The sequence below is a fragment of the Haloarcula amylolytica genome (genome assembly GCF_049705545.1).
In the GTDB taxonomy this organism is placed as follows: Archaea; Halobacteriota; Halobacteria; order Halobacteriales; family Haloarculaceae; genus Haloarcula; species Haloarcula amylolytica_B.
On record NZ_JBNAMU010000002.1, the window covers coordinates 309,581 to 331,960 of the forward strand.

Consider the following 22,380-nt stretch of genomic DNA (forward strand, 5'->3'; position numbering starts at 1 on the left):
TCTCACGCGTCTATCAGTCGTGTCTCGCGGAGATAGATCACCAGACTCGCGCTGAGGAAACTGAATCCTGCGAGCCGGAAGTCGCCGACCGTCATCCCGACGAGACCGACGCCCATCAGCAGTGCCGCCACTGCGGCTGCCCCTGTCGCCAGTAGTCGTGCCATACGGGCCGTATGTGGGAATCCGAAATAAATGCGCACGTCCCACGTCGGGCGGACACCGAACAGGTAAACGGCAACCGGTAAACCACAATATATTACATTTCAGAAATGTTTGACGTGTCACAACAGTACAACGCTTCATTCGGTCATATATTGGGGTCTAAGGTGAAGTTTTATTAGAGTTGCATTACTGCATAAGTATGAGCCTGGGTAGCACATAAACCACGTCGACTGTGGGCACGCCGTGCCCGCCCGAGCGAGTACAGTGAGACAAACAGGATGCGAACGCTGCAGACGCGCTCCGCCGGGATGTCGCTGGCATGACGGTGGCGGCGGACCACGACAGAGCAAGACTGCGACCACGACAATGAGACACCACAGACCAGTACCGCGTTCGAGAGGGGTAACGTATGGCAGACAGTGACGATCCGACCGGCGAAATGTCGGACGGGCTTCAGGTCGAGTTGTTCCACCCGGAGTCCGACCGCGAGCCGGGTGATACGAACATCCAGGCGGCCGGCTTCGACATCCATCCAGTGGTCTTCCCGGTGGCGCTGGTGATAATTGCGCTGTTCATCGCAGTGACGATACTGCTGGGTGACACCGCAGCCTCGGCGTACACGTGGCTATTCAACACCATCGGGGACACCTTCGGCTGGTTCTACCTGCTGGCGGTGAACGTGTTCATCATCACACTGCTGTACTTCGCGTTCAGCAAGTACGGCAATATCAGAATCGGCGGCGTCGAGGCGGAAAAGGAGTTCAGCGACTTCTCCTGGATGGCGATGCTGTTCAGCGCCGGCATGGGTATCGGCCTCATGTTCTTCAGCGTCTCGGAACCGCTGTACTACTTCCAGAACCCCCCGAGCTTCTTCGGGGCCGAAGCGGGGACCGGCGCAGCGGCGTCCGCCGCGATGGCGCAGACGTTCTTCCACTGGGGCTTTCACCCGTGGGCGGTGTACGGCCTAGTGGGACTCGGCCTCGCGTTCTTCTCGTTTAACCGGGGACTCCCACTCACCTTCCGGTCGATATTCTGGCCCCTGCTGGGCGAGCGGATTTACGGCTGGCCGGGCCACATCATCGACCTCGTGACGGTGTTCGCGACGCTGTTCGGGCTGTCAACCTCACTGGGACTCGGTGTTGCACAGGTCAACACGGGGCTCTCCTACGTGGGCGGCGACATGCTCGGTGCGGTGAGCATCCCGACAGGGACCTGGCCGCAAGTGGCGCTCATCGCCGGGATCACGCTCATCGCGACCCTCTCGGTCGCGGCGGGGCTCGACGGCGGTGTCAAGCGGCTGAGTACGCTCAACCTCTACCTGATGTTCGCACTGCTCGGGTTCCTCGTTATCGTGGGTCCGACGGTGTACATCTTCGGGACGTGGACCGAGGGGCTCGGCGCGTACTTCGGAAACATTCTCGCGCTCGGGTTCTTTACCGGGACGCTCAACGAAGCGGCGAACGGGACCCCCACCGCATGGACAGTGTTCTACTGGGGCTGGTGGATCGCGTGGTCGCCGTTCGTCGGGATGTTCATCGCGCGCATTTCGAAGGGCCGGTCCGTCCGGGAGTTTGTACTGGGCGTGCTGTTCCTTCCATCGATGTTCTCAACGCTCTGGCTCTCGGTATTCGGTGGCAGCGCGATGTTCAACTCACTGATGGGGAACGGACAGGCGCTAGCGACCTACAACGAAGTCGGCCAGACCGTCGCGATGTTCGCCCTGCTGGAACAGTTCCCGCTGGGCGTGGTCAGTGGACTAATCGCGACGCTGCTGGTCATCACGTTCTTCGTCACGTCGTCGGACTCGGGGTCACTGGTCATCGACCACCTGACCTCGGGCGGTAAGCACGACGTTCCGCGGACGCAGCGGATCTTCTGGGCCCTTACCGAGGGCCTCGTCGCGTCCATACTGCTCATCGGTGGCGGGCTGACGGCGCTCCAGACGGCCGCAATCACCACAGGACTCCCGTTCGCGTTCATCCTGTGTCTGATGTGCTATACAGTGTATCTGGGGCTCGACAACGAGTACCAGATACTCGAGTCCGAGGAGTTCGCAGAGACCATCCAGGACCTCTCTGAACGGGAAGACGTGGATGTCGTGACCGCTGGCGACGAGATGGTGACAGATATCTCCGACCCAGGTGACGACACGGCGACGGGTACCGACTGAAGCCTCTCGTTTTGCGTTTTCCGACGCGACCGGTAGTATCAGGACGCTATCACCAACAGCGGTCGAAACCGTTCACGCTACCGGCCATCCAGTTCTGTTTCGACCGTCCGTTCAGAGTGTATCCAAATCCGGGCAGAGCCGCCGATTCCGAACGCGGCGATGGCGAGGCTGGACACGATACTGCCGGCGGGTGAAAGCAGAATCCACGAGACAGCGCTGAGAAACGCTCCGATGAGGAGCCCGTATGTTGGTCGGCGGCTGCCAAAGATATCAGTGAGGAGTGTGCCGACCACGAGAAAGCCGAAGCTTGTGAGTACCAAGACGAACGCACTACTGATGAGAATCGCGACACGGACGAATACCCCGCCAGCGACGCTGAGGCGGGCCAGCGTTGTTGCCCCGTAGAGGCCGACGATACCGACGATCACGTACCCAGCGATGCCGTAGAAAACGGCCATCGCCGGGCTGTCCGAGATCGCGTCAATCGATTCGTTGACGTAGTTCCGCCGCATCCGGAGTACCAATGCGCCGGCCACGAGCACGAGAACGAACGAGACGAGCCCGCGGAGCGGCCCGGATAGCTCGGTTGCAACGCCTGAGTCCAGTTGTCCCACAACTGGCGGCCCGACGTTCGTCATCAGTCCGGCCACGGTCGGCATGGCACTGACAACTGCATCAAAACCCATACGACCCATACTATCGGTCGCCGTGAAAACCTACCGGCGACATAGCACCGGTCAAAGCCGGATTTGCCCGGAATTTTAAGCCCACAGAACCATTACATCGTGATAGTGTCTGGATGGCTCGCAGTTCTGCTCTCGAAGCTTCTCTGGGTTGGCAAGCGGATCGCCGCGCCACTCCAGCGGAGCGATGGGCCGAACAAATTTAGACTGTCGAGCATGGACACAGCAACGACGACGTACGACGGTGACATCGGGTGGGCGAGACGGCCGCCAGCGACGGTGGAATGTCCGCGATGCGAGTCGGAAATCTTCCAGCACAACGCGCGTGACAGCATCGACTGTCCGCGGTGTGTCGGCGAGTATAGCCACGACGAGTTCGCTGACCTGAAACTCCTGTATCTCACGTGTCCGGTCTGTCGAAGCCGGATGGAACACGGCCAGCGACACCCCGAGCGGTTCGACATCCCCGAGTGGGCGACCTGTACGGACTGTCGGTACCACTGGGAGTTCGAACACTCCTACGACCATGGCACCGATTGAAATGGTAGATAAACCAGCCACGCTCCTGCCGTGCGACCTGCTGTGCATCGCTTCGAAAAGGTGAGGACACCAAGCGCGAGCGCTGGTCCGTCGGAGTACGCGAGTAAGGCGAGGTCGCGCCTTCAGTAGTATTTCCAGTCGTCCTCACGGCTTCCCTGCACGACGCTGTCGTCATCGTCACTGTCCGCTTCTTCTCGCTCATCGGGCCAGCGGATACCGTCTCCGGTGAGGCTCTTGTACGCGAAGGCACCCAGAGCGACGAGTATCAGCAGAAGGACGACGGTTCCAGCGACTGCTGCCACCTGCCCAACGGATTCAAGCAGGCCCGAACCGAGCTGCGCTAGGAACTGTAGCATACATACTGTTCGGGCTGCACAGGTATCATTGTTGCCGAAGCTGAGACGGTCTCGATGCCGTCGCTGAGACCGTCTTGAGCACGGCGTTGTTCTCGGAGACGTCGTGGACCCTGACTGCGTCAGCCCCACGTTCAGCGGCCAGCGCTGTCGTGGCCAGGGTCGGCGGCAGCCTGTCCGCACCTGCGTCGCTCATATCGGCAAACATCGACTTCCGAGAATGCCCGACCAGCACCGGACAGCCGAGCGCGTGGAACTCGTGGAGTCGGTCGACGAGTTCGAACGATTCGGCGGCGTTCTTTCCGAAACCACAGCCGGGGTCGACGATAATCTGCTCGCGGTCGATGCCGGCTTGCTCGGCGAGCAGGATCTGTTCTGTGAGGTCTCGAAGCACGTCATCGACGACATCGTCGTAGGTCACAGTTCGACCTGGGTCCACCGGAGCGGACAGGCTGTGCATCAGGATGACGGACGCGTCGTGGTCGGCAACCACGAACCGCATCTCGGGGTCCGACAGTCCCGACACGTCGTTGACGATGTCGGCACCGGCGTCCAGCGCCGCGTCAGCGACGGCGGCTTTTCGGGTATCTACGGAGACAGTCGTGTCGAGCGAGGAAACAGCCTCAATAACGGGCACGACGCGGTCGATCTCCGTTTCGACGGCCACCGGGTCTGCCCCGGGACGCGTACTCTCGCCGCCGATGTCGACGATATCCGCCCCGGACTCGATCATCTGTTCCGCGTGACTAACCGCGAGATCGCGACGGTTGTACTCACCGCCGTCGTAGAAACTGTCCGGCGTGACGTTGAGAATACCCATCACGGCCGCCTCTTTCCTGTCGAACGGCGGCGGGAACGATCTGTCAGACAGCGCACCGTCGAGTTGCGTGGCGAGCCGACCGAGCCCCAGCCCTGCCGAAGCCAGTCGGCCAATGAGCCGTTGAAACTGTCGCGGCGTTCCCGACAGCGTCGTGTCGACGAGTTTCTCCGGCATCCCGACAGTCGAACAGGTACAGGTGCCGCCGCAGTCCTCGAGCTCCTGTTTTACGACTCGCGCCTGGTCGCGCCGCAACGTGACCGAAAGCATCTGCTGGTGGATTTCTGGTTCACTTCCTGATCCAGCGGTCCCGCCCGCCGACGGCTGCTGGAGGGTCTCCCTGGGAACGACCAGCCGACTCCAGCGGTCCCGAGCCTCGGCAACTGCGTAGAGCGACCCGGCCACGAGTACGAAGTCGTCCGCGCCGGCCGTGGCTACCGCTCGTTCGGTGGCTTCCGGAACGGACTCGACCTGCTGTACCTCGGCAGCCTGACCCTCGAACGCGGCAGCGAGCGATCCAGTGCTCGCGGCTCGGTCGACCTCCGGTCGCGCGGCGAAGGCCGTCTCGACGGCCGGAAGCGTCGCAATCATCTGTTCGTACTCCTTGTCCTGCATCGCGGCGAAGACCACGTGGAGGTCGTCGTACTCGTACCGCTCTATGAGTGTTGTCAGCGTCTCCATCGCGCCGGGATTGTGTGAGCCATCGAGAACCACCATCGGGTCGGTCGACCGGATCTCGAACCGCCCCGGCAGCGTCGCGGCCCGCAGCCCCTCGGATACGGTTTCCGTGTCCACGTCGATGAGTTGTCGGGCCAGCGTCGCTGCGACGCCGGCGTTCTCCGCCTGATGCTGTCCGAGCAGTTTGAGGTTCGATTCGAGGGCCCAGTCCGGCCCGGTAAGTGCGATCCGGTTCTCGACAGCCGAGCGCATGCCGTTTTCGACGGCGGTGACGTCAGCCCCCTCACCACCGACAGTGATGGTGTCGGTAATCCCCTGGATCGCATCGAGGGCAGCGCCGGTCGTTCCCGTCACGAGCGGGGCGTCCCGCGGCGTGACCTGCGCTTTGTCGCGGGCGATCTCCTCGACTGTGTCGCCGAGCAGGTCGGTGTGTTCTAAACTGATGCTGGTGACGGCGCTTGCGACGGGATCGACCGCGCTTGTGGCGTCGTACCGGCCGCCGATACCGACTTCTAGGACTGCCACATCGACGTCTTCGACATCGAAATGATAGAGCGCAAGCGCGGTGAGTACCTCGAAATGCGTCGGCTTGTCGTCCTCGGCGGCCAGGCGTTCGATACAGGGCTTGATCTGCTCGACGAACTCCGTCACCCGCTCTTTGGGTATCCGGCCGCCGTTGACCGTGATTTGCTCGCGGAAGCCGTTCAACCCCGGCGAAGTGAACAGGCCGACGTCCAGCCCGGCGGCTCTGAGCACGCTCTCGGTCATGCGGGCGGTGCTTCCCTTCCCGTTCGACCCGGCGATCTGCACGCTGTCGAAACTGTCGTCCGGGTCACCGAGATGTGAGAGCATTCGCGCCGTCGTATCGGTCCCCAACTTGGGCCGACGACGCTGTAGCGACTGCAGGTAGTCCGCCGACTCGTGGTACTCCATACCATAATTGGTCGCCGGCGGCCTGATTAATTTATCGCCCCGAGTTCTGCGTCGATAGCACGTAACGAGGTCGAGCAGCCTCTTCAGGCCGAAACCCACGAGAAAATCCTCAATGGCGGCCCGGAGACAGTGATCGAGTCATCTCGTAGATCCCGACGTCGCTGCCGCTGCCGTCCGACCCGATGACGGGCCACGGAACCAATCTCGTAAGCCGAGATACATGATGTGGCTTACGCGGTCCGCAACGACGTCTCGAACACATCCTATCCCGATAGTATCAGGTTCACTAACATTATTACGACGGTGTAGGGAAGGGCTAGTCGAGATGTCTTCACAGGATGAGCAATCCGCGACCGAAGAGACACAGGAGCCGATTCCTACGGACTACGATATCGCCCAGTCGACCGAGATGGAACCGATCTGGGAACTGGTAGAGCCGTGGGGACTCGGCCTCGACGACCTCCAGTACTTCGGCGAATACACCGCGAAAGTCAAACAACACGCCATCGAGCGCCTCCGTGAACAGGCCGAAGACAAGGAGCAGAACCTCGTCCTGGTAACCGGGATGACGCCGACCCCGAAAGGCGAGGGGAAGACGGTAACGACTGTCGGCCTCGGGCAGACGCTCAACCACGTCGGCGAGGAAGCGATGATCGCCATCCGTGAACCGTCGCTTGGCCCGGTGTTCGGCGTCAAAGGCGGCGCAGCAGGCGGCGGCCGGTCGCAGGTCCTTCCGATGGAGGACATCAACCTCCACTTCACCGGCGACCTCCACGCGCTCACCTCCGCGCACAACCTCATCGCCGCGATGCTCGACGCGAAGATCTCGCAGGGCGACGACCTGGACATCGACATCAACAACGTCTCCTGGCCACGCGCTATCGACATGAACGACCGCGCGCTCCGGGAGACCGTCGTCGGCCTCGGCGGGAAAACCGGTGGGACGCCACGGGAGGACAGCTTCCTCCTTACCGCCGCCTCAGAACTGATGGCTGTGCTGTGCCTGGCGAGTGACCTGGGCGACCTCAAAGAGCGAGTCAGTCGCATCATCGTCGCCTACGACGAGGACGGCGACCCGGTCACGGTCGAAGATATCGAGGCGACCGGCCCATCAACCATGCTACTCCGGGACGCGATCAAACCGAACGTCGTCCAGACCATCGAGGGGACGCCGGCGCTGGTCCACGGCGGGCCGTTCGCGAACATCGCCCACGGGACGAACTCGCTCGTCGCCGACAAGACTGCCTTCGGCATGGGCGACTACCTCGTCACCGAGGCCGGCTTCGGCTCCGACCTCGGGGCCGAGAAGTTCATGGACGTGGTCTGTCGCAAGGGCGATATGACGCCGAACGCCGTCGTGCTGGTGGCGTCGGTCCGCGCGCTCAAATACCACGGACTGGACCAGTGGCCGGTCGACTACGACGAGATCGACGAGGCCGGCGTCGAAGCCGTCGAAGCGGGCTTCTCGAACCTCGACAAGCACGCGACGAACCTCCAGAAGTTCGGCGTCCCGGTCGTCGTCTCCGTCAACCGCTTCCCGGACGACACCGACGAGGAGATTCAGGCCGTGCTGGACCACTGCCGTGAGGACCTCGGCGTCCGTGCCGCGGAGTCGAACGTGTTCTCCGACGGCAGCGAGGGCGGCGTCGACCTCGCGGAGAACGTCATCGAGGCGACCGAGGAGAGCAACGAGGAGGACTTCCGGATGCTGTACGACGACGACGACAGCATCAAGGAGAAGATCCACACCGTCGCGACCGAGATATACGGCGCTGACGACGTGAAATACACCGGCGGCGCGCTCGACGACATCGAGCAGATGAACGAGCTCGATTTCGACGACTACCCGGTCGTCATGTCCAAGACGTTCCACTCGCTGAGCGACGACGCCAGCAAGAAGGGCGCGCCGGAGGGCTGGGAACTCGAAATCAGCGAAGTGTACCCGTCTGCCGGAGCTGGCTTCCTGGTCGCTCTCACAGCCGACGCGCTCACGATGCCCGGCCTGCCGGCCCGACCGGCTGCCGCCGACATGGACATCGACGAAGACGGTAACATTTCGGGGCTGTTCTGACGAACCGGCCTCGCGTCCCAGCTCCTGTGGCTCGTCCGCTCGATTTTTAACGGATGCCGCTCGGCGTTCGACGAGGTGACGACGCTCAGTTCTCCGCGTTTGCGACCGCTTCGTCAAGCGCCGCTTCGCCGGCCGCTTCTGCCTCGTCTGCCCGCTGTTTCATCGCTGCCACGAATGATTCGTCGTCTATCATGTCGAGATTTGCCCGGACAGTCGCGACGGACGCCTGTAGCGCCGCCGCCGCGAGCAGCGCCCCGACAGCCGCGTCCGGGACAGCGACCGGCGTCCCCTTCGCAGTCACCGTGCGGGCGTGCTCAACGACGTCGAGACAGACCTCGGCCGTCTCCAGTGGCACCTTCGTCGAGCGTTTCGCGGCCGCCTGAATCCGGTCGTCGTCCCCGGACTCGAACGCGGCCCCGACCGCGTCGACCGCTGCCGCGTCCTCGTCGGCGAGGGCAAGCAGCCGCTCACGGCGGTCGGCCAGCGTGTCACCGACCCCGCTCAGCTCAGTAGCCGCTTCCTCTGTGCCGGCGGTGTGGATACAGACCATCTCACAGAGCGCCGCGCCCATCGCGCCGCCGACGGCCGCGACCGCACCGCCGCTCGGAGTCACCTGGCCCGACGCGACACCGTCGAGGAACTCGCCGATAGGCTGGTCCGCGAACGTCATCTGTCGGGTTCAACGCCGGCCGTCTCTGCTGATCGACTGTCCATACCACGGCACTCTCGGTCCACTCGCCTAATGATTTCCCTGGAGGTATTCGGCTTCCGCGTGGGCCATCCTGACACAAAAGCTATGTCCGGACTGTGTCAAGACGGATTATGGCGTCCTCGTACGAAATCGTCCAGCCAGCGACGGTACCGACGGCACAGTTCAATACCTGCGATACGGAGGTCCGGAAACTCACGGACCCGCTGGGCTCTACGGAGATGCGGGTGAATCAGGTCATCCTCGAACCACACTCCGTGACGACACCGCATACACACGACGGCCAGGAGGAGGTGTTCGTCGCGACGACCGGCGGCCAGATAGCCATTGAGGGTGACGTCCACGATGTCCTGGAGGGCGGGATCGTCCGCGTCCACCCGGACACGGTCCGGAATCTCTGTAACCACACGGACGAGACACACGTGTGGCTCGCGTTCGGTGCGCCGCCGGTGGGAACCGTCGACAACTTCGGGGACTACGTCGTCAAAGAATGAGCCGAGGCGGCCAGCCCGTCAACCAAGTCCGCACACGGAACGGCCGACCGTCTCAGCCCCCGTCTCCCAGCGCGTCGTTCAGCTCCGGCACGACCTCGTGGAGGTCGCCGACGACGGCGTAGTCGGCCTTCTGCATGATGGCCGCCTCCGGGTCGGTGTTGATAGCCAGGACGTTGTCCGCACCCTTACAGCCCACCATGTGCTGCACCGCACCGCTGATACCGCAGGCGACATAGAGGTCCGGGCTGATCTTCGTGCCCGTCTGTCCGATCTGATCGTCGTGCGGTCGCCAGCCCTCGTTGACGGCGGCTCGCGACGCCCCGACGGTTCCGCCGAGGCTATCGGCCAGCGTCTCCAGTTTGTCGTAGTCCTCCGGACCGCCGACGCCGCGCCCGCCGCCGACGACGACGCGGGCCTCGCCGAGCGACACACCGGTCTCGTCGGACTCCTCGACGCGGTCGACACTGACCCGAAACGCGCTCTCGTCGAGCGTCGGCTCGAACGGCTGGACTGTCGTCTCAGCGGTCGCTATCGCCGTCTCCGGCGAAAACTCGTGTGCCGCTGCCGTCAGTAATTTCGGGTTACTGTCCAGGCGTGCGTGTTCGACAAGGCTACCGCCCCATCGCTGGCGCGATAGTTCGTACACCTCGCCGACCTCGACGTCGAGACAGTTGGCCGCCATCGGCAGATCGCACCTGGCACCGACGTGGGCCAGCACCTCCTGTCCACGGTCGGTCCCCGGGGCGACGACTGCTTCCGGGTCCGTGGCGTCGAGCAACTGCGCGACACTCTCCGCCCAGGCCACTGGTGCGTACGTGTCCAGTCGCTCGTCGGCGACGCGGTGGACCGTCTCGACGCCGTAGTCGACGAGTTCCTCCCCGAGCGCCGTCGCTTCCGTCCCGAACGCGACGGCTTCCAGCGCCGCGTCGGTCGCCGTCGCCAGTTCACGGGCCAGCGTGAGCGCCTCCAGCGAAGACTCCTCGGGACTTCCGCCTGCGTGTTCGACGAGGCTCAGTATCACGGTCAGATCACCTCCAGGTCGTCGCGGAGCAGGTCGAGGACTGCAGGCACGGCGTCCGGTCCCTCGCCGAGCACCTCGGCCGCGCCCTCCGTGCTCTCCGGCGCTTCCAACCGGACTTTTTCGATAGCCCCGTCGAACTCGCCGGCGACCGGGTTCTGCCGCCCGATAGACTGCTTGCGCGCCTGCATCTTGGCGCGCATCGAGGCGTAGCGGGGCGTGTTGAGCCCCTCTTTTACGCCAACGGCGGCCGGGAGGTCGAGTTCGTACACCTCGGTCCCGCCGGTCACGTCGCGCTCGGCGACGGCCGTCCCGTCCTCGATCGTCAGGTCTGACACGCCTGCGACGAACGGCACATCCATCCGCTCGGCGACGCGAACCCCGACCTGGTGGTTCGCCACGTCGGCCGACTCGTTGCCGAACAGGAGGAGGTCGAAGGCCGGGTCGGTGCCGGCGTCGCCGTTCAGGGCGTCTGCGAGGGCGGCCGCCGTTTCGCGGGGCCGCCACTCTTCCCCGTCAGTTTCCAGCAGCGTCGCCTCGTCGGCCGTCATCGCGAGCCCGGTCCGGAGCTGTTCCTCGGCGTCCGCCGGTCCGAGCGACACCACGGTGGCCGTCCCGTCGTGGTCGTCGGCCACCTGGATCGCTTCCTCGACAGCGCACTCCTCGTGAGGCGATATCGTGAACCCCAGATGGCTCGTGTCTATCTCCTGTTCATCGTCGGTCAGCGTGAGTTTCGCGCCGGTATCCGGCACGCGCTTGATGCAAGCTACGGTGTCCATGTCGTGTCTCCCTCGTTCGATTGCGTTCGGTTCACTGGCTGTGCTAGCTCCTGATGCGCTCGTTCTCCGGGTCGAACAGGGGCCGGCTCCCGACGACCTCGACGGTCACCGGATACTGCTGGCCCATGTACTCGACCTGGAGGCTCTGCCCTTCCTCGGCGTGGGACTGCGGGAGGTACGCCATGAGTAGGTGCTTGCCGACGCTCGGGCCGGTCCCGGCGCTGGTGACGTACGACCGACGACCCTCGTCGTCGACCAGAACGTCCCCGTTCTCATCGAGGACCGGTTCGTTCCCGAGCATGAATCGGCGCTCGCCGCCCTCTGGCGCGTGGTCGTCAACGGACAGCGTACATAGCGTGGCCGTATTCTCCTCATCGATGGCCTCAGCGTAGGCTTCCTTCCCGATGAAATCGGCGTCCTTGACCCCGTGGAAGGTGAGCCCCGCTTCCGCCGGGTTGTACTCCAGTTCGAGTTCGTGCCCGAACAGCCGGTACCCCTTCTCCAGGCGGCCGGTCGTCCCGTAGACGCCCATGCCGGCCGGCCGGACATTGTGGTCCTGGCCGGCCTCCCAGAGCACGTCCCAGAGGCGGCGGCCCTGACCCATCGGGGCGTAGATCTCCCAGCCCTGCTCGCCGATATAGGAGAGCCGCATCGCCCACGCGTCTACCTCGCCGACCGTGATTTCCTGTGCCGTGTACGGCTCGAACGCGTCGTGGGACATGTCCTCCTCGGTGACGCCCTCCACCATATCCCGGGCGTTCGGTCCCCAGACGCCCAGCGTGCACAGCGACTCGGAGCGGTCGATCATCGTCACGTCGGCGTCATCCGGGATGTGGCCGCCGAACCAGGCCCGGTCGGACCCGCCCGCCGCGCCGCCGGTGACGACTCGGTAGTGCTTGGGGCCGAGTCGCGCGATGGTCAGGTCCGAAACGAAGCCGCCGTTTTCGGCGAGAATCGGCGTGTACACGGTCTTGCCGACGTCGACGTCGATGCGGCCCACCGCCATCCGTTCGAGGTAGTCGACGACGTCCGACCCGCGGAAGTCGAAGATGCTGAAGCCCATGTCACCGATCATCGACACGTGCTCGCGGGTGTGGAGGTGTTCCGCGAGGATGTTTGGCGACCACCACCGCGAGTCCCACTCGTTCGGCCGTCGGAACTCGGCGAGTTCGTCCTCGTACCGGTCCAGCAGGTCGCTGTTCGACTCGTACCACTGGGGCCGTTCCCAGCCCGCGGCCTCGAAGAACTCCGCGTCGAGGTCGGCCTGCTTCTCGTAGAACGGGCTCGTCCGGAGTTCCCTCGCCGACTGATACTGCTCGGCCGGGTGGACGATGTCGTATATCTTCTGGAACCCTTCACTGGCCCGGTCTTTGACGAACGAGCGGGAGTTCCCGTACTCGTAAAAGCGGTTCACGTCGGCCCCGTGGAGGTCGATATCCGACCAGCCACGCGTCATCCACTGGGCGACCGCCTCGCCGATGGCCGGGGCCTCCTTGATCCAGATCGCGGCACACGACCAGAGCCCGTCGACGTCCTGCAGCGGGCCCAGCAGCGGCGCACCGTCGGGGGTCTGCGAGAGCAGACCGTCGATTTCGTGACGGATGCCGGCCTCGGGGTCGTCGAGGAGTTCCGGGACGATCTCCAGCGCGTCGGCCATCGACTGCTCGAACGCGTCGTCGGTCAGCGGCGGCTGTGTCGGGGACAGCGGCGCTTCGTCGATGGACGGTATGTCTTCGACGTCCCAGAGTATCGGCCGGTGTTGATACGACCCGACTTCGAGGTCGTTCCCGTGCTGGCGCTCGTACATCTGGGTGTCCATGTCGCGGACGACCGGGAACGATATTTCGCCCTCGTAGTCCTCGAAGAAGGAAATCGGGCCGACGCTAACCATCTGGTGAACCGCCGGTGTCAGCGGGATCTCGACGCCGGCCATCTCGGCTAACTTCGGGCTCCAGAGCCCGGCCGCGATGACCACCTCGTCGGCCGTGACGGTCCCGCGGTCGGTCTCGACGGCCGCTATCGACCCGTCTTCGACGTGAAGGTCGAGCACTTCGGTGTTGGGCGAGACGTGCAGGCCGCCATCAGTGTACTCGTCCGCCCGCGCTCGCATCACTTCACCGGCCCGAAGCGGGTCACACGTGCCCGCCCCGGTGCTGTAGAACCCCGCCTTGACGAGGTCAGTGTTGACGTACGGCACGAGCGCTTCGACTTCCTCGGGGGTCAACAGCTCCGCCGGTTCCCCCCAGGCCTTCGCCGACTGGAGGCGGCGTTTCAGTTCCTCGACCCGTTCCTCGGTGCGTGCCACCTCGATACCGCCGCTGTTGGTGAACGTGTCCATGTCCTTGTACTGCTCGATGCTCCGGCGGGTGAGGTGGGTCATCTCCTTCGAGTGTTCCACCGGCATCAGGAAGTTCGACGCGTGACCTGTCGACCCACCGGGGTCGGGTAAGGGCCCCTTATCCAGAATCGCGATGTCCTCTCGCCCCATCCGGGCGAGGTGATACGCGAGACTGTTCCCGACAATACCGCCACCGATGATTACTGTCTTCGCCTCTGACGGTAACGAGTTCGAACTCATCGCAGTCTCACCCGTATGCTGGCGGACCGAACTGTACTCTCGCCTCTCGTGGTGATAGCGCTCAACATCGTCCGTTTTGAGCGTGGCCCCTTTCAGGAAAGAAGCAGGGACCACAGTTCTGCGGTGATTTATGTGTCACCGGAGTGCTGACCCCCAGTGAGGGATCGCTGTCTGGGGCGTCAGCAGCCGCAAACCCCTGCTCCCGTTCGATAGACCCGTCGACGGGCCCACGCTCGCGTTCCAGTCCCGGAGGGAACGGGCAGAACGCTCATACTTTCAAAAATCTAATACGATGAGTTTTGTGCTGTACGCTGCCGACGAGCAGCCGCGTGGTGACTGAACCACTTGACTTCAGAACTCCGTCTCACGGGATGCGGACGCTGGCACTCAGCAGCCATTGGGGCCGGCGGCGTGTCGTCGAATCGACTCCCTGAACTGCGTGCGGTCCGCTTCGCTGATGGTTCCGACGTGCTCTCTGGTCGTCGTTTCAGTCTCCGTCTCGATGCCCCGCATGACTTCGCACATATGCGTTGCGGTCACCTCAACGACGACTCCGTGCGCGTCGAGCTCATCGGACAGACCGACTGCGATATCCCGCGTGAGCGTCTCCTGTGTCGTCAACTGGCGCGACTGCCACCGGACGTACCGGATGAGCTTTGACAGCCCCACCATCTCCTCCCCGGGCCTGTACGCCACGTGGGCAACGCCCTGGAAGGGGAGCATGTGATGTTCGCACATGCTGTGGAGCGGAATTCCGGTCTTGACGATGAGACCGTCGGTCTCCGCATCAAAAGTCCGCATTACCGGTCCGGACTCGGGCCGAGAGCCTTCCGTCAGCGTCTCGAACATTTCTGGGACACGTCGGCTCCAGGTGTCCGATAGCCCCGCCGAGTCGGGGTCACGGCCAGCGGCTTCAAGCAGGAGGCGAGCGCCACGCCGCGCCTTCTCTTCGTCGAAGCCGTCTGTCGGTTGGGTCGCAGTATCGTGCTGGTGTGCAGGCTCCTGTTCCCGGGAATCCATTACAGCCAAACAGCAGGACTCGACGTACAAAGCCTCTGTCCCCATTGCTTCATTATCCGGATAACAATGGTAACATTGTGATTTCTCACCACAACGTATCACCGACTGTGAATGTCGTGTACTGCAACCGCCGAGCAAAACCCAGGGAGCAGTCGGTGGCCTCCACCGAACGTATTGGAGCCGCTCTGTCACCGGTGTACGCATATCACTCACGATGACGGGGACGAGGAGTACTACGGACCCGACACCGATGAGGCGGTGAACTCAGGGGTAGCGACAGAACCGTTCGCTATCTCGGTATCGGCACGCAGTACCGAGAATAACAATCGTACCAACATTAGCTCCGCAGAACTTGTCAGGACCGGCGAATTACTGTGAGGAAGGAGCTACATAACAGTAGTGACGGCGCGTCGCCGCCAGTCAGAAGAGCGTGGACAGCCAGAGTCAGCGGTTCTCCCTGGGTACCTGTGTCGAGATGTACTCCGTCGCCGCTGGGACACCACGGGCGTGCATCGCTGCGTGTGTGAACCCTGCGTACGCTTTCACGTTGTCTCGGTATCCGTCTGCCATTTCCTCGATGACGCCGCGCTGTCTGAACACCGCTGGCCGCCTGAGTGCTTCGGCCAGTCCGGCATCGGCTGTGGTTTCGCGGTCGGTGAGGGCTGTCCGGGCTGCGGCTGCGGCTTCTCGGATGTCATCCGCCGACGGCTCATCAGGGTACTGCTCGTCACTGATACCGGTGACGACGGCCGAGAGCAACTCGGCCGAAACGAGCGCTACTCCGGTTTCGAGGATCGCGGTCGCGTACAGCCCATCATCGCGGGCTTCGCGTGCGTCGCGCCGCTGGTGCTCCAGGGTGTTGACTCCCTCTCGGAACAGCCAGTGGTCGGTGCCGGTCAGTTCGAAGCCGAAGGCATCCGTTCGCCGCTGGACGTACGGCTCCAGTCCATCAGTCGTCCTCGCGAGTGAGTGACGGAGTCGGCCGGCACTACGGGCGAGCGTCTCCCAGTTGGTCTCGCCGTCAGCGGGCACCAGTTCTCGCGCATCTGCGAGCGCCCCGCGAGCACGTTCGATACGGCCGATGACATCACCTGCCCGAACCGGGGCCGTGATAGGGTCGTTTGGGAACGCCCGGCGTGGCTGCACCGCGCTGTGGCTCTCTCGGAGCAAGTCCTCGATAGGCGCGTGGTTGACGACCGCCGCAACCGGGTCTGGCCCCAGATAGGATATGTCTGCCCGGACAGTACCGAGCTCCTGGCGCACGCTGTGGCGTCGCTCTGCAACGAGCGAGCTATCGTCGGTCCCCGTTGCCGCCCGGTAAATCCCCCACACTGTCGCGGCGCGGGACCGGTAGCCCCGCCACTCGTCGAGCCACCGCATCGCACTCTCGTCAGCCGGTGGCGTTGCCGCCGGTGTTGTCTCGGGCCGCTCTGCGCCGAACTGCTCGCTGACGGCCTCGTTCGGTATCGACGGGTCCGCCGGTACGTCCGCGAGAAGTTCGCTAGCTCGCTGCTCGTGTGCTCGGACCCGCTCTGTGAGTGCCGCTGTGGTGAACGGAGCTTCGGGCGGTGCGACCGGTTCGAACTCTGCCGCTAACGACCGCGTGTCCACGTCCGGCTCCTCGTTGGCACCAGGGCTCGATAGGCGATTACAGCCGGCAAGGCCGCCGATTCCGGCACCGCAAGCTGCCAGGAAGGCACGGCGTTTCACGAGCCATCACTCCGGTTCCGTGGCACGACCGTCGCCTCGAAGGCCGGCGGTCGGTCGGGGCCGCGACAGTCGCCACTCATCCCCGTTCCGTGGCCGGTCGATGAGGGCACAGTGTACGGGAGCCGAACAGCGAACCCGACCGTGTCCTCGTCGTCAGTATCACAGGCGACGTCGGCCGGTCGCACCGCGTGACAGAAGTCACCGCTGGGATCGTCATCAGGATCACGCCGCATCGACACGAGTCGGACCTCGTGACATGCGTCGACCACTGTCGACAGCAGGTACACCGACCGCTCCTCGAAGTCGGTGGTTTCGACGAACTCACGCAACTGCCCGGCTTCTGGTGTCTCCCCCCAGCGGTACTCCTCGAACTCGGTTCGGGACGCGATGTAGGCGCTCGCCCGTCGATGTCTGTTTGATGTCTCGTCGGGGGTCGGGAGGGTATCGGCGTGCGTGAACAGCACCGCGGCTCCGTCGATCTGTACCTGTCTGATCTCGGTCGGCTCGACTGCGTCGGGCTCCGGTTCGTCGGGCGGACCTGCCACTTCGTCACCGCTCTGACAGCCGGCGACCACGGTCGCAAACCCCGTCGCAAGGGCGGAGAGCGCGTTTCGGCGGGACCAACTCATACGCGATAGCTGCGACGCCTCATTCAAACGTCTTGTGGAGCGGTGAAGTACCCCCAGGCGTCAGTGAGGGCGTTTTTTCACCGCTGGTCCAACAGCGGCGTTGTTGTCCGCAATGGTCCTTTTAGTTGGACTGTAGCGCCGAAACGGTCTGTTCCGTTGTTGCCGACGCTGAACGGGCGAGTGCTGTCGCGTGCCAGTAGTCTGCAATGCTCCGATCGAGAGTTGACGCCGCAATCTCTCCCTGATGATGCGTTAACCCACGGTCAGCGGCCATGACCTTGTGGCCGGCGTCAACGAGAATCGTCCGGACCAGCTCCGGCTGCGAACTCGATTCGAGGGCCGCGGTGAGTGCATCGTACGCGGTCTGCCTGATGTCGCGAACCGCTGTCCCGTCCGTCGGCCGACCGAGTTCACCCGCCTCCCGACGTGTCTGAATGCGTTCGAGCGCTCGGAACCGGGCGAGCCGACCGTTCGCATCGACGACGGCACTCGCGGGCCCGATGGCATCTGTGAGGCGGCTGGCTCCGCTCTCGGCTTCCCAGCGGAGTTCGTCGATAACCATCTGCCCCGGTGAGCGCTCGTCGACGGCCGTTTCCGGCGGCAGGTCCGCCTGCCGGTCGCGGACATCCGCGAGCAGTGCTTCTGCTGCATCAGTCAGTGTCGGCTTGATCGTCCCAGCGTCGGCTGGGAGTGAAGCAGCGAACTGCGCCTGTACGTGGCGAGTGTCGCTGAGATACGCCTGGGCCGACTCGGCCGTCTCGCCCCATTCAGCGACCGACAGCAACTCTGACTCTTCCCTGGGCACGACATCCATGTCACTGGCCCGCTCAAGCCCCGTCTCGATGCGGGCGTGGACCATTGCCGCGCGGACCGGGTCCGTCCCGACGTAGTCGTGCTCCTGCCGGGTTTCACGGGCCGCAGACACAGTCCGGCTGTGTTCGTCTCGGAGCGGAGCAGCGGTGAGGCCCCGGTCGACAAACCCCCACCCCGCAGCGGTGTAGCGGGCGTGTTCGCGAGCCGAACGCAGCGACCGGAGCGCCATCAACCCGGTTCGGGCCGTCCGCGCATCGTCGAGGCCGTCTGAGGCGTCACTGGCGGCGTCAGTCAGGTGTTGGCGGATGTGGCCGTTCGGGATCTCTTCCGGTCCGAGCGGGGTGGGAAGCGTCGCCAGAAGCGAGCGAACCCGCTCCCGCGCGGCGTCGAAATGGCTCACTGCGATATCAACCGGGATCGACGGGGGGACTGGGGCTTCTCGCTCTTCATCGCGCTGGACATCGGGCAGGTTGTAGGCATCGATGGTTGCCTCGCCTCCCCCGCCCACACTGTCGATACTGCTACAGCCGGCGATGGCGCTGGCCCCAGCTAGGGCGAGCACACCACGCCGGGTCATCCGAGCGTAGTCCCCGCCCGTCTCGGACGTCTCGTCAGTCATGCCTGCCCACCACCAGTCTGGGTGCGGCGGTCATTACTTGATGCTGACCCGCCCCCGCTTTCCCCCTCAGCACTGACTCGCTGGCTGTCACAGCTATTGCCTCCGATTGAGGACGAATAACTGTTGATGTCGTCGGCGTTGATTGTATCGGGAATCCTGATGAACCATACCGCGTACACCTTGCTACCCGCTGTGCAGGGTTCGTCGTAGGGGCGGCTCACCCGACCGTAGTCGGTCGATATTTTATCCGCTGTCCAGCTGATCTGGCAGAGCGTTAGTCGAAAACACTCCTCGATCATCACATTCTGGAGATAGACGGTTTCTGTTTCGAAGTCAGTCTCGTCGAGGAAGATTTCGATCAGCGAACTGTCCACGTCTTCGGCGACGGCGAGCCGGTCCGCTTTGGATGCGGTATCGATAATCTTGGATTCCAATCGACGGGTGTGTCGGCTTTCAGTCGGCCGACTGTCTCCATCATCGAGCCAGACAGGCTGACGGTCGGCGTTAACGCGTGTGACAACCGCCTCCGGGTCGGATTCCGAGCCAGTTCCTGGAGCGGCAGAGCCATCGTTTTCGGAAGCGGTGCGTGTTGATTCGTCGCTGCCCTCGAACATCCCACTACAGCCGGCCAGCATCGTCGCTAGCCCGCATGTGCTGTGGAGGAGAGCACGTCGGGTGGAGGGGACCATCGTGTGATTTCGCGCTTATATTGTCAGGTATAAAACTCTCGTGGTAGATAGGCGGTACCGAGAGCGTCCCAGTTAGCCCGCACAAATAGATGTAGTAGCGGCAGTCTATATCAGACGGTGGTTATCCGTTTCTGAATACGAGGTTATAAATACAAAAACGGGATTATTTATCTATATGTTACGAGTGAGTTCGTCTATAATAGTGGAATCGACTTTCTTAATGGGCCTGGCAGCTGAATATACGACAGAACCGCGGATATCACAACGCAACGGATAAGCCAGACTGCGGCGTTCTGGGAACAATGGGGTCAGAGCAGTCGAAAGTCGCACAGTTGATCGAAACCTACGGACTGGCGTCGATGGGTGCAGAGCTGGAACGCGCTTGGCTCGGGGACAATCAGGAGCGACAGAGCCTCCGTGACCTCGCTGATCGGTTCAATCAAGCCGTGCTCATGGCTGCGATCCGCGACGCGGGTATGGACGTTATCGATGGCGAACCGGAGAACTTCTATCGACTCCTGACGGCTGACGACGTCAGCGCTGGTAAACGGATCGAAGCGCGGAACCGACTCGAACGGGCCGGCATCGACGTCGCTAAGCTGGAGGACCAGTTCGTCACGTATCAGGCGATTCGATACTATTTGAGGAACGTCCGCGATGTGAGCTACGACCCCGGAACCGGGACCGAGCAGGTCGAGCGGGAACGCGGGACTATCGACCGCCTCCGCAGTCGCGTCGAGACAATCGTTCGAGATACGGTTGACCGATTGAAAACCGCTGACAAACTCACTATCGGCGAGTACCGAGTGTTCGTGAGCATCGATATTCGCTGCCAGGACTGCGGGACGCGCCACAGCATCAGCGACCTTCTCGACCGGGGCAGCTGTAACTGTCAATGAGGCCGTATTGACTTGGTAAGTCCGGTTCTTGCGCGGAGGCCGTATCTGGTCAGATATCGGTAATCCGGTTGTAGCTATCCGGGAGCGCCTGCGCGTCCTCGGGAAGCAACGCGACGACGAGATAGGGGGGGTACTCCGCGAAGTACTCGACGAGCGAGGCGATGCGCTCCGCGTCGATGGCTTCGAGTGAGTCAAGCAGCATGAACGGGACCTCCTCGTACACGTCGTGGACGAGGTAGCCGGCGAGTGCGAACACGAGCCCGGTCACTTCCCGCTCACTCTCGCTCAGATGGCCGACCGTGTCCTCGTAGACAGTTCCGCCTTCGGTGCTTCTAATGACGTGGAGCGTAAATGTCGACCCTGTGACGCTGTCGTCGCTGTCGTGGACCGGGTCATCGGGCGTGTCGGTCCGTTCGAGCCAGATCCGTTCGATGTTGCCGTAGCCGAGAATATCGAGGAGGTCGTCCATCTTCTCGTTGAACTGGTCGGTCGCCTCGGCTTCGAGGCGGTCGATACGAGACCGGAGGTCGATCAGTTCCTCAACCACGTCTTCCCGTTGGGCAGCCAGTTCGTCGTTCCGGCGGATTTCCGACTCGATATCGGCAATTTCTCCGCTTACCTCGTCTCGCTCTGATTCGAGCCGATCCAGTTTCAGCTCCAGTTCGTTCGCTTTCGTGTGGAGGTCGAGCACTTCGTCGAACTCCTCGGTCCGGAGCGACGTGACCCGTTCCTCGAGTTCTCCGACGCGGGCAGAGAGGTTGTCGCGTCGCTCGCGAAGGTCGGTGACAGTCGTCTGCCGTCGCTCGATTTCGGCGTCGACCTCCTCAATCGTCGCCGTGAGTTCCTGCGCTCGCGTGCGTGTCTCCGCAATATCATCACGTTGGGCGGTCAGTTCGTCGAGCTCGTCTTCGATATCGTCGATCTCCGAGACCGTCTCCTGAAGGTGGTCACGCATGCTCTGGAGCGTCGACTCGATACGGTCCGGTTTCACTCGCGAGCCACAGGTCCAGCAGGTCGTCTTGGACCCCTGATAGAGTTGGTCCGTAATGTCTCCCACGCTCTCGGGCTTTGCATCGATAGCGTCGGTTATTTCACGGTGTTCGCCGGCTAACAGTTCCTCGTTGAACCCGATGACGTTTTGCAGTCGCGTGGTGTACTCTGAGTGCTCCCGTTTGCGCTCTCGAAGCCGCTCGATGTCCGATTCGAGCGCTTCGAGTCGTTCGTCCGGCGATTCGGGGAGGCCGGACCGTTCGACTGCGAGGCGCCCCCGCTCGTCGCGCAACGCCGCAATACTCTCCTGTTCTGACTGAATATCATCGCGAACGCGTTTCAGTTCGGACCGAGTCGCCTGGAGTTCGTCGAGAGCGGTTTCGAGTTCCTCCCTGTTTTCCTGGGTCGTCCGGAAATCTACGTTCCGCTCGTCGATCCGTTCCTCGACGCGCTGCAGTTCGTTTCTGGTCTCGGTAATCTCGTCGCGCAGATCTGCCTGCTGACGCTCGAGATCGGGGAGATCACGCTTTAGGGAGGCGATACGGTCGAGTTCCGCATCGATCTCTTCCTTGCGCTGTTCGGCCGCACGTATCTGTCGGTGAATCGACGCCACGTCGACGGGCCGCATAATGATCTCCCGAAGGTCGTCACCCTGCTCGACGGCTCGCCTGGCCTCGTTGTCTTCGAGCAGGAACGCGAACAGGTCCGCAACTGTCGAGTCAGTAAGAAGGCCGAGGCCCGACCCAGCAACTCCTTCGGCGGTTCTGGTCATCGTTCGGGTATACGTCTCCCCTCCCAGTGAAAGCTCGACGTGCCCCTGGTCGGCGTCACCTTTGACGCTGGCCCACTCGCTCCCGTGGGCGGCCATCACCGCTTGGAGAAACGATGTCCGATTGGTCGCGTTCCGGCCTCGAAGCACTGTCACCCCTGGTGGGACCTCGACTGTCGTCTCGTCGATCCCCCCGATCTTCTCGACGGTGAACGTGGCCACCTCCCCGGCTACCGAGAGTGAACCCATATTTCGGT

The 22,380-nt window shown here is 63.2% G+C and carries 19 protein-coding genes; 5 read left to right on the forward strand and 14 right to left on the reverse strand.

The genetic code is table 11. The features are described from left to right. Positions 1–2: 2 nt before the first annotated feature. A complete protein-coding gene (locus ACOZ4H_RS18085; RefSeq protein WP_424330657.1) occupies positions 3–164 on the reverse strand; it encodes a hypothetical protein in 162 nt (53 codons plus the stop codon). A 407-nt stretch (positions 165–571) separates the two neighbouring features. Here ACOZ4H_RS18085 and ACOZ4H_RS18090 point away from each other — a divergent pair, with 407 nt between their 5' ends. Further along, positions 572–2,332, forward strand: a complete 1,761-nt coding sequence (locus tag ACOZ4H_RS18090) for a BCCT family transporter (RefSeq protein WP_424330658.1) — start codon at positions 572–574, stop codon at positions 2,330–2,332. Between the two features lie 77 nt (positions 2,333–2,409). Here ACOZ4H_RS18090 and ACOZ4H_RS18095 read toward each other — a convergent pair whose 3' ends face one another. Next, a complete protein-coding gene (locus ACOZ4H_RS18095; protein WP_424330659.1) occupies positions 2,410–3,018 on the reverse strand; it encodes a hypothetical protein in 609 nt (202 codons plus the stop codon). Positions 3,019–3,231: 213 nt separating this feature from the next. On the opposite strand from ACOZ4H_RS18095, the gene ACOZ4H_RS18100 reads away from it, so the two are divergent. Then, positions 3,232–3,555, forward strand: a complete 324-nt coding sequence (locus ACOZ4H_RS18100; RefSeq protein WP_424330660.1) for a hypothetical protein — start codon at positions 3,232–3,234, stop codon at positions 3,553–3,555. A 122-nt stretch (positions 3,556–3,677) separates the two neighbouring features. Here ACOZ4H_RS18100 and ACOZ4H_RS18105 read toward each other — a convergent pair whose 3' ends face one another. Further along, the gene (locus ACOZ4H_RS18105) at positions 3,678–3,911 is read right to left on the reverse strand and encodes a hypothetical protein (RefSeq protein WP_424330661.1); all 234 of its coding nucleotides are present in this window, start codon (positions 3,909–3,911) and stop codon (positions 3,678–3,680) included. A 25-nt stretch (positions 3,912–3,936) separates the two neighbouring features. Further along, a complete protein-coding gene (gene folP / locus ACOZ4H_RS18110) occupies positions 3,937–6,336 on the reverse strand; it encodes a dihydropteroate synthase (protein WP_424330662.1) in 2,400 nt (799 codons plus the stop codon). A gap of 325 nt (positions 6,337–6,661) precedes the next feature. Here folP and ACOZ4H_RS18115 point away from each other — a divergent pair, with 325 nt between their 5' ends. Continuing rightward, entirely contained in the window at positions 6,662–8,407 is a 1,746-nt protein-coding gene (locus ACOZ4H_RS18115; protein ID WP_424330663.1) for a formate--tetrahydrofolate ligase, read from the forward strand. 85 nt (positions 8,408–8,492) lie between these two features. Here the strand turns inward: ACOZ4H_RS18115 and ACOZ4H_RS18120 are convergent, their stop codons facing one another. Continuing rightward, on the reverse strand, positions 8,493–9,077 hold the full coding sequence (locus ACOZ4H_RS18120; RefSeq protein ID WP_424330664.1) for a cyclodeaminase/cyclohydrolase family protein: 585 nt from the start codon (positions 9,075–9,077) through the stop codon (positions 8,493–8,495). 152 nt (positions 9,078–9,229) lie between these two features. On the opposite strand from ACOZ4H_RS18120, the gene ACOZ4H_RS18125 reads away from it, so the two are divergent. Then, positions 9,230–9,610 (forward strand): hypothetical protein, encoded by a 381-nt coding sequence (locus tag ACOZ4H_RS18125; RefSeq protein ID WP_424330665.1) that lies wholly within the window; start codon positions 9,230–9,232, stop codon positions 9,608–9,610. Between the two features lie 52 nt (positions 9,611–9,662). Here the strand turns inward: ACOZ4H_RS18125 and ACOZ4H_RS18130 are convergent, their stop codons facing one another. The 8 genes from ACOZ4H_RS18130 to ACOZ4H_RS18165 all read right to left on the reverse strand — a co-directional run bounded on the left by ACOZ4H_RS18130 (position 9,663) and on the right by ACOZ4H_RS18165 (position 19,465). Continuing rightward, positions 9,663–10,631 (reverse strand): electron transfer flavoprotein subunit alpha/FixB family protein, encoded by a 969-nt coding sequence (locus ACOZ4H_RS18130; RefSeq protein ID WP_424330666.1) that lies wholly within the window; start codon positions 10,629–10,631, stop codon positions 9,663–9,665. Positions 10,632–10,633: 2 nt separating this feature from the next. After that, complete coding sequence (locus ACOZ4H_RS18135; protein ID WP_424330667.1) at positions 10,634–11,407, reverse strand: electron transfer flavoprotein subunit beta/FixA family protein; 774 nt, start codon at positions 11,405–11,407, stop codon at positions 10,634–10,636. 43 nt (positions 11,408–11,450) lie between these two features. Next, complete coding sequence (locus ACOZ4H_RS18140) at positions 11,451–13,985, reverse strand: GcvT family protein (protein WP_424330668.1); 2,535 nt, start codon at positions 13,983–13,985, stop codon at positions 11,451–11,453. A 387-nt stretch (positions 13,986–14,372) separates the two neighbouring features. Continuing rightward, positions 14,373–15,005, reverse strand: a complete 633-nt coding sequence (gene folE, locus ACOZ4H_RS18145) for a GTP cyclohydrolase I (RefSeq protein ID WP_424330669.1) — start codon at positions 15,003–15,005, stop codon at positions 14,373–14,375. Positions 15,006–15,449: 444 nt separating this feature from the next. After that, on the reverse strand, positions 15,450–16,715 hold the full coding sequence (locus ACOZ4H_RS18150) for a hypothetical protein (protein ID WP_424330670.1): 1,266 nt from the start codon (positions 16,713–16,715) through the stop codon (positions 15,450–15,452). Next, positions 16,712–17,344, reverse strand: coding sequence for a hypothetical protein (locus ACOZ4H_RS18155; RefSeq protein WP_424330671.1), 633 nt, complete (start codon positions 17,342–17,344; stop codon positions 16,712–16,714). Before ACOZ4H_RS18155 ends, ACOZ4H_RS18150 begins: the two co-directional genes overlap by 4 nt. A 121-nt stretch (positions 17,345–17,465) precedes the next feature. Beyond that, positions 17,466–18,776 (reverse strand): hypothetical protein, encoded by a 1,311-nt coding sequence (locus tag ACOZ4H_RS18160; RefSeq protein WP_424330672.1) that lies wholly within the window; start codon positions 18,774–18,776, stop codon positions 17,466–17,468. After that, a complete protein-coding gene (locus tag ACOZ4H_RS18165; protein ID WP_424330673.1) occupies positions 18,773–19,465 on the reverse strand; it encodes a hypothetical protein in 693 nt (230 codons plus the stop codon). Before ACOZ4H_RS18165 ends, ACOZ4H_RS18160 begins: the two co-directional genes overlap by 4 nt. Positions 19,466–19,767: 302 nt before the next feature. Here ACOZ4H_RS18165 and rdfA point away from each other — a divergent pair, with 302 nt between their 5' ends. Next, the gene (gene rdfA / locus ACOZ4H_RS18170; protein ID WP_424330674.1) at positions 19,768–20,364 is read left to right on the forward strand and encodes a rod-determining factor RdfA; all 597 of its coding nucleotides are present in this window, start codon (positions 19,768–19,770) and stop codon (positions 20,362–20,364) included. 49 nt (positions 20,365–20,413) lie between these two features. Here rdfA and ACOZ4H_RS18175 read toward each other — a convergent pair whose 3' ends face one another. Then, positions 20,414–22,372 carry an archaea-specific SMC-related protein gene (locus tag ACOZ4H_RS18175; RefSeq protein WP_424330675.1) on the reverse strand — a complete coding sequence of 653 codons (1,959 nt, stop codon included), beginning with the start codon at positions 22,370–22,372 and terminating at the stop codon, positions 20,414–20,416. Positions 22,373–22,380 lie beyond the last annotated feature (8 nt).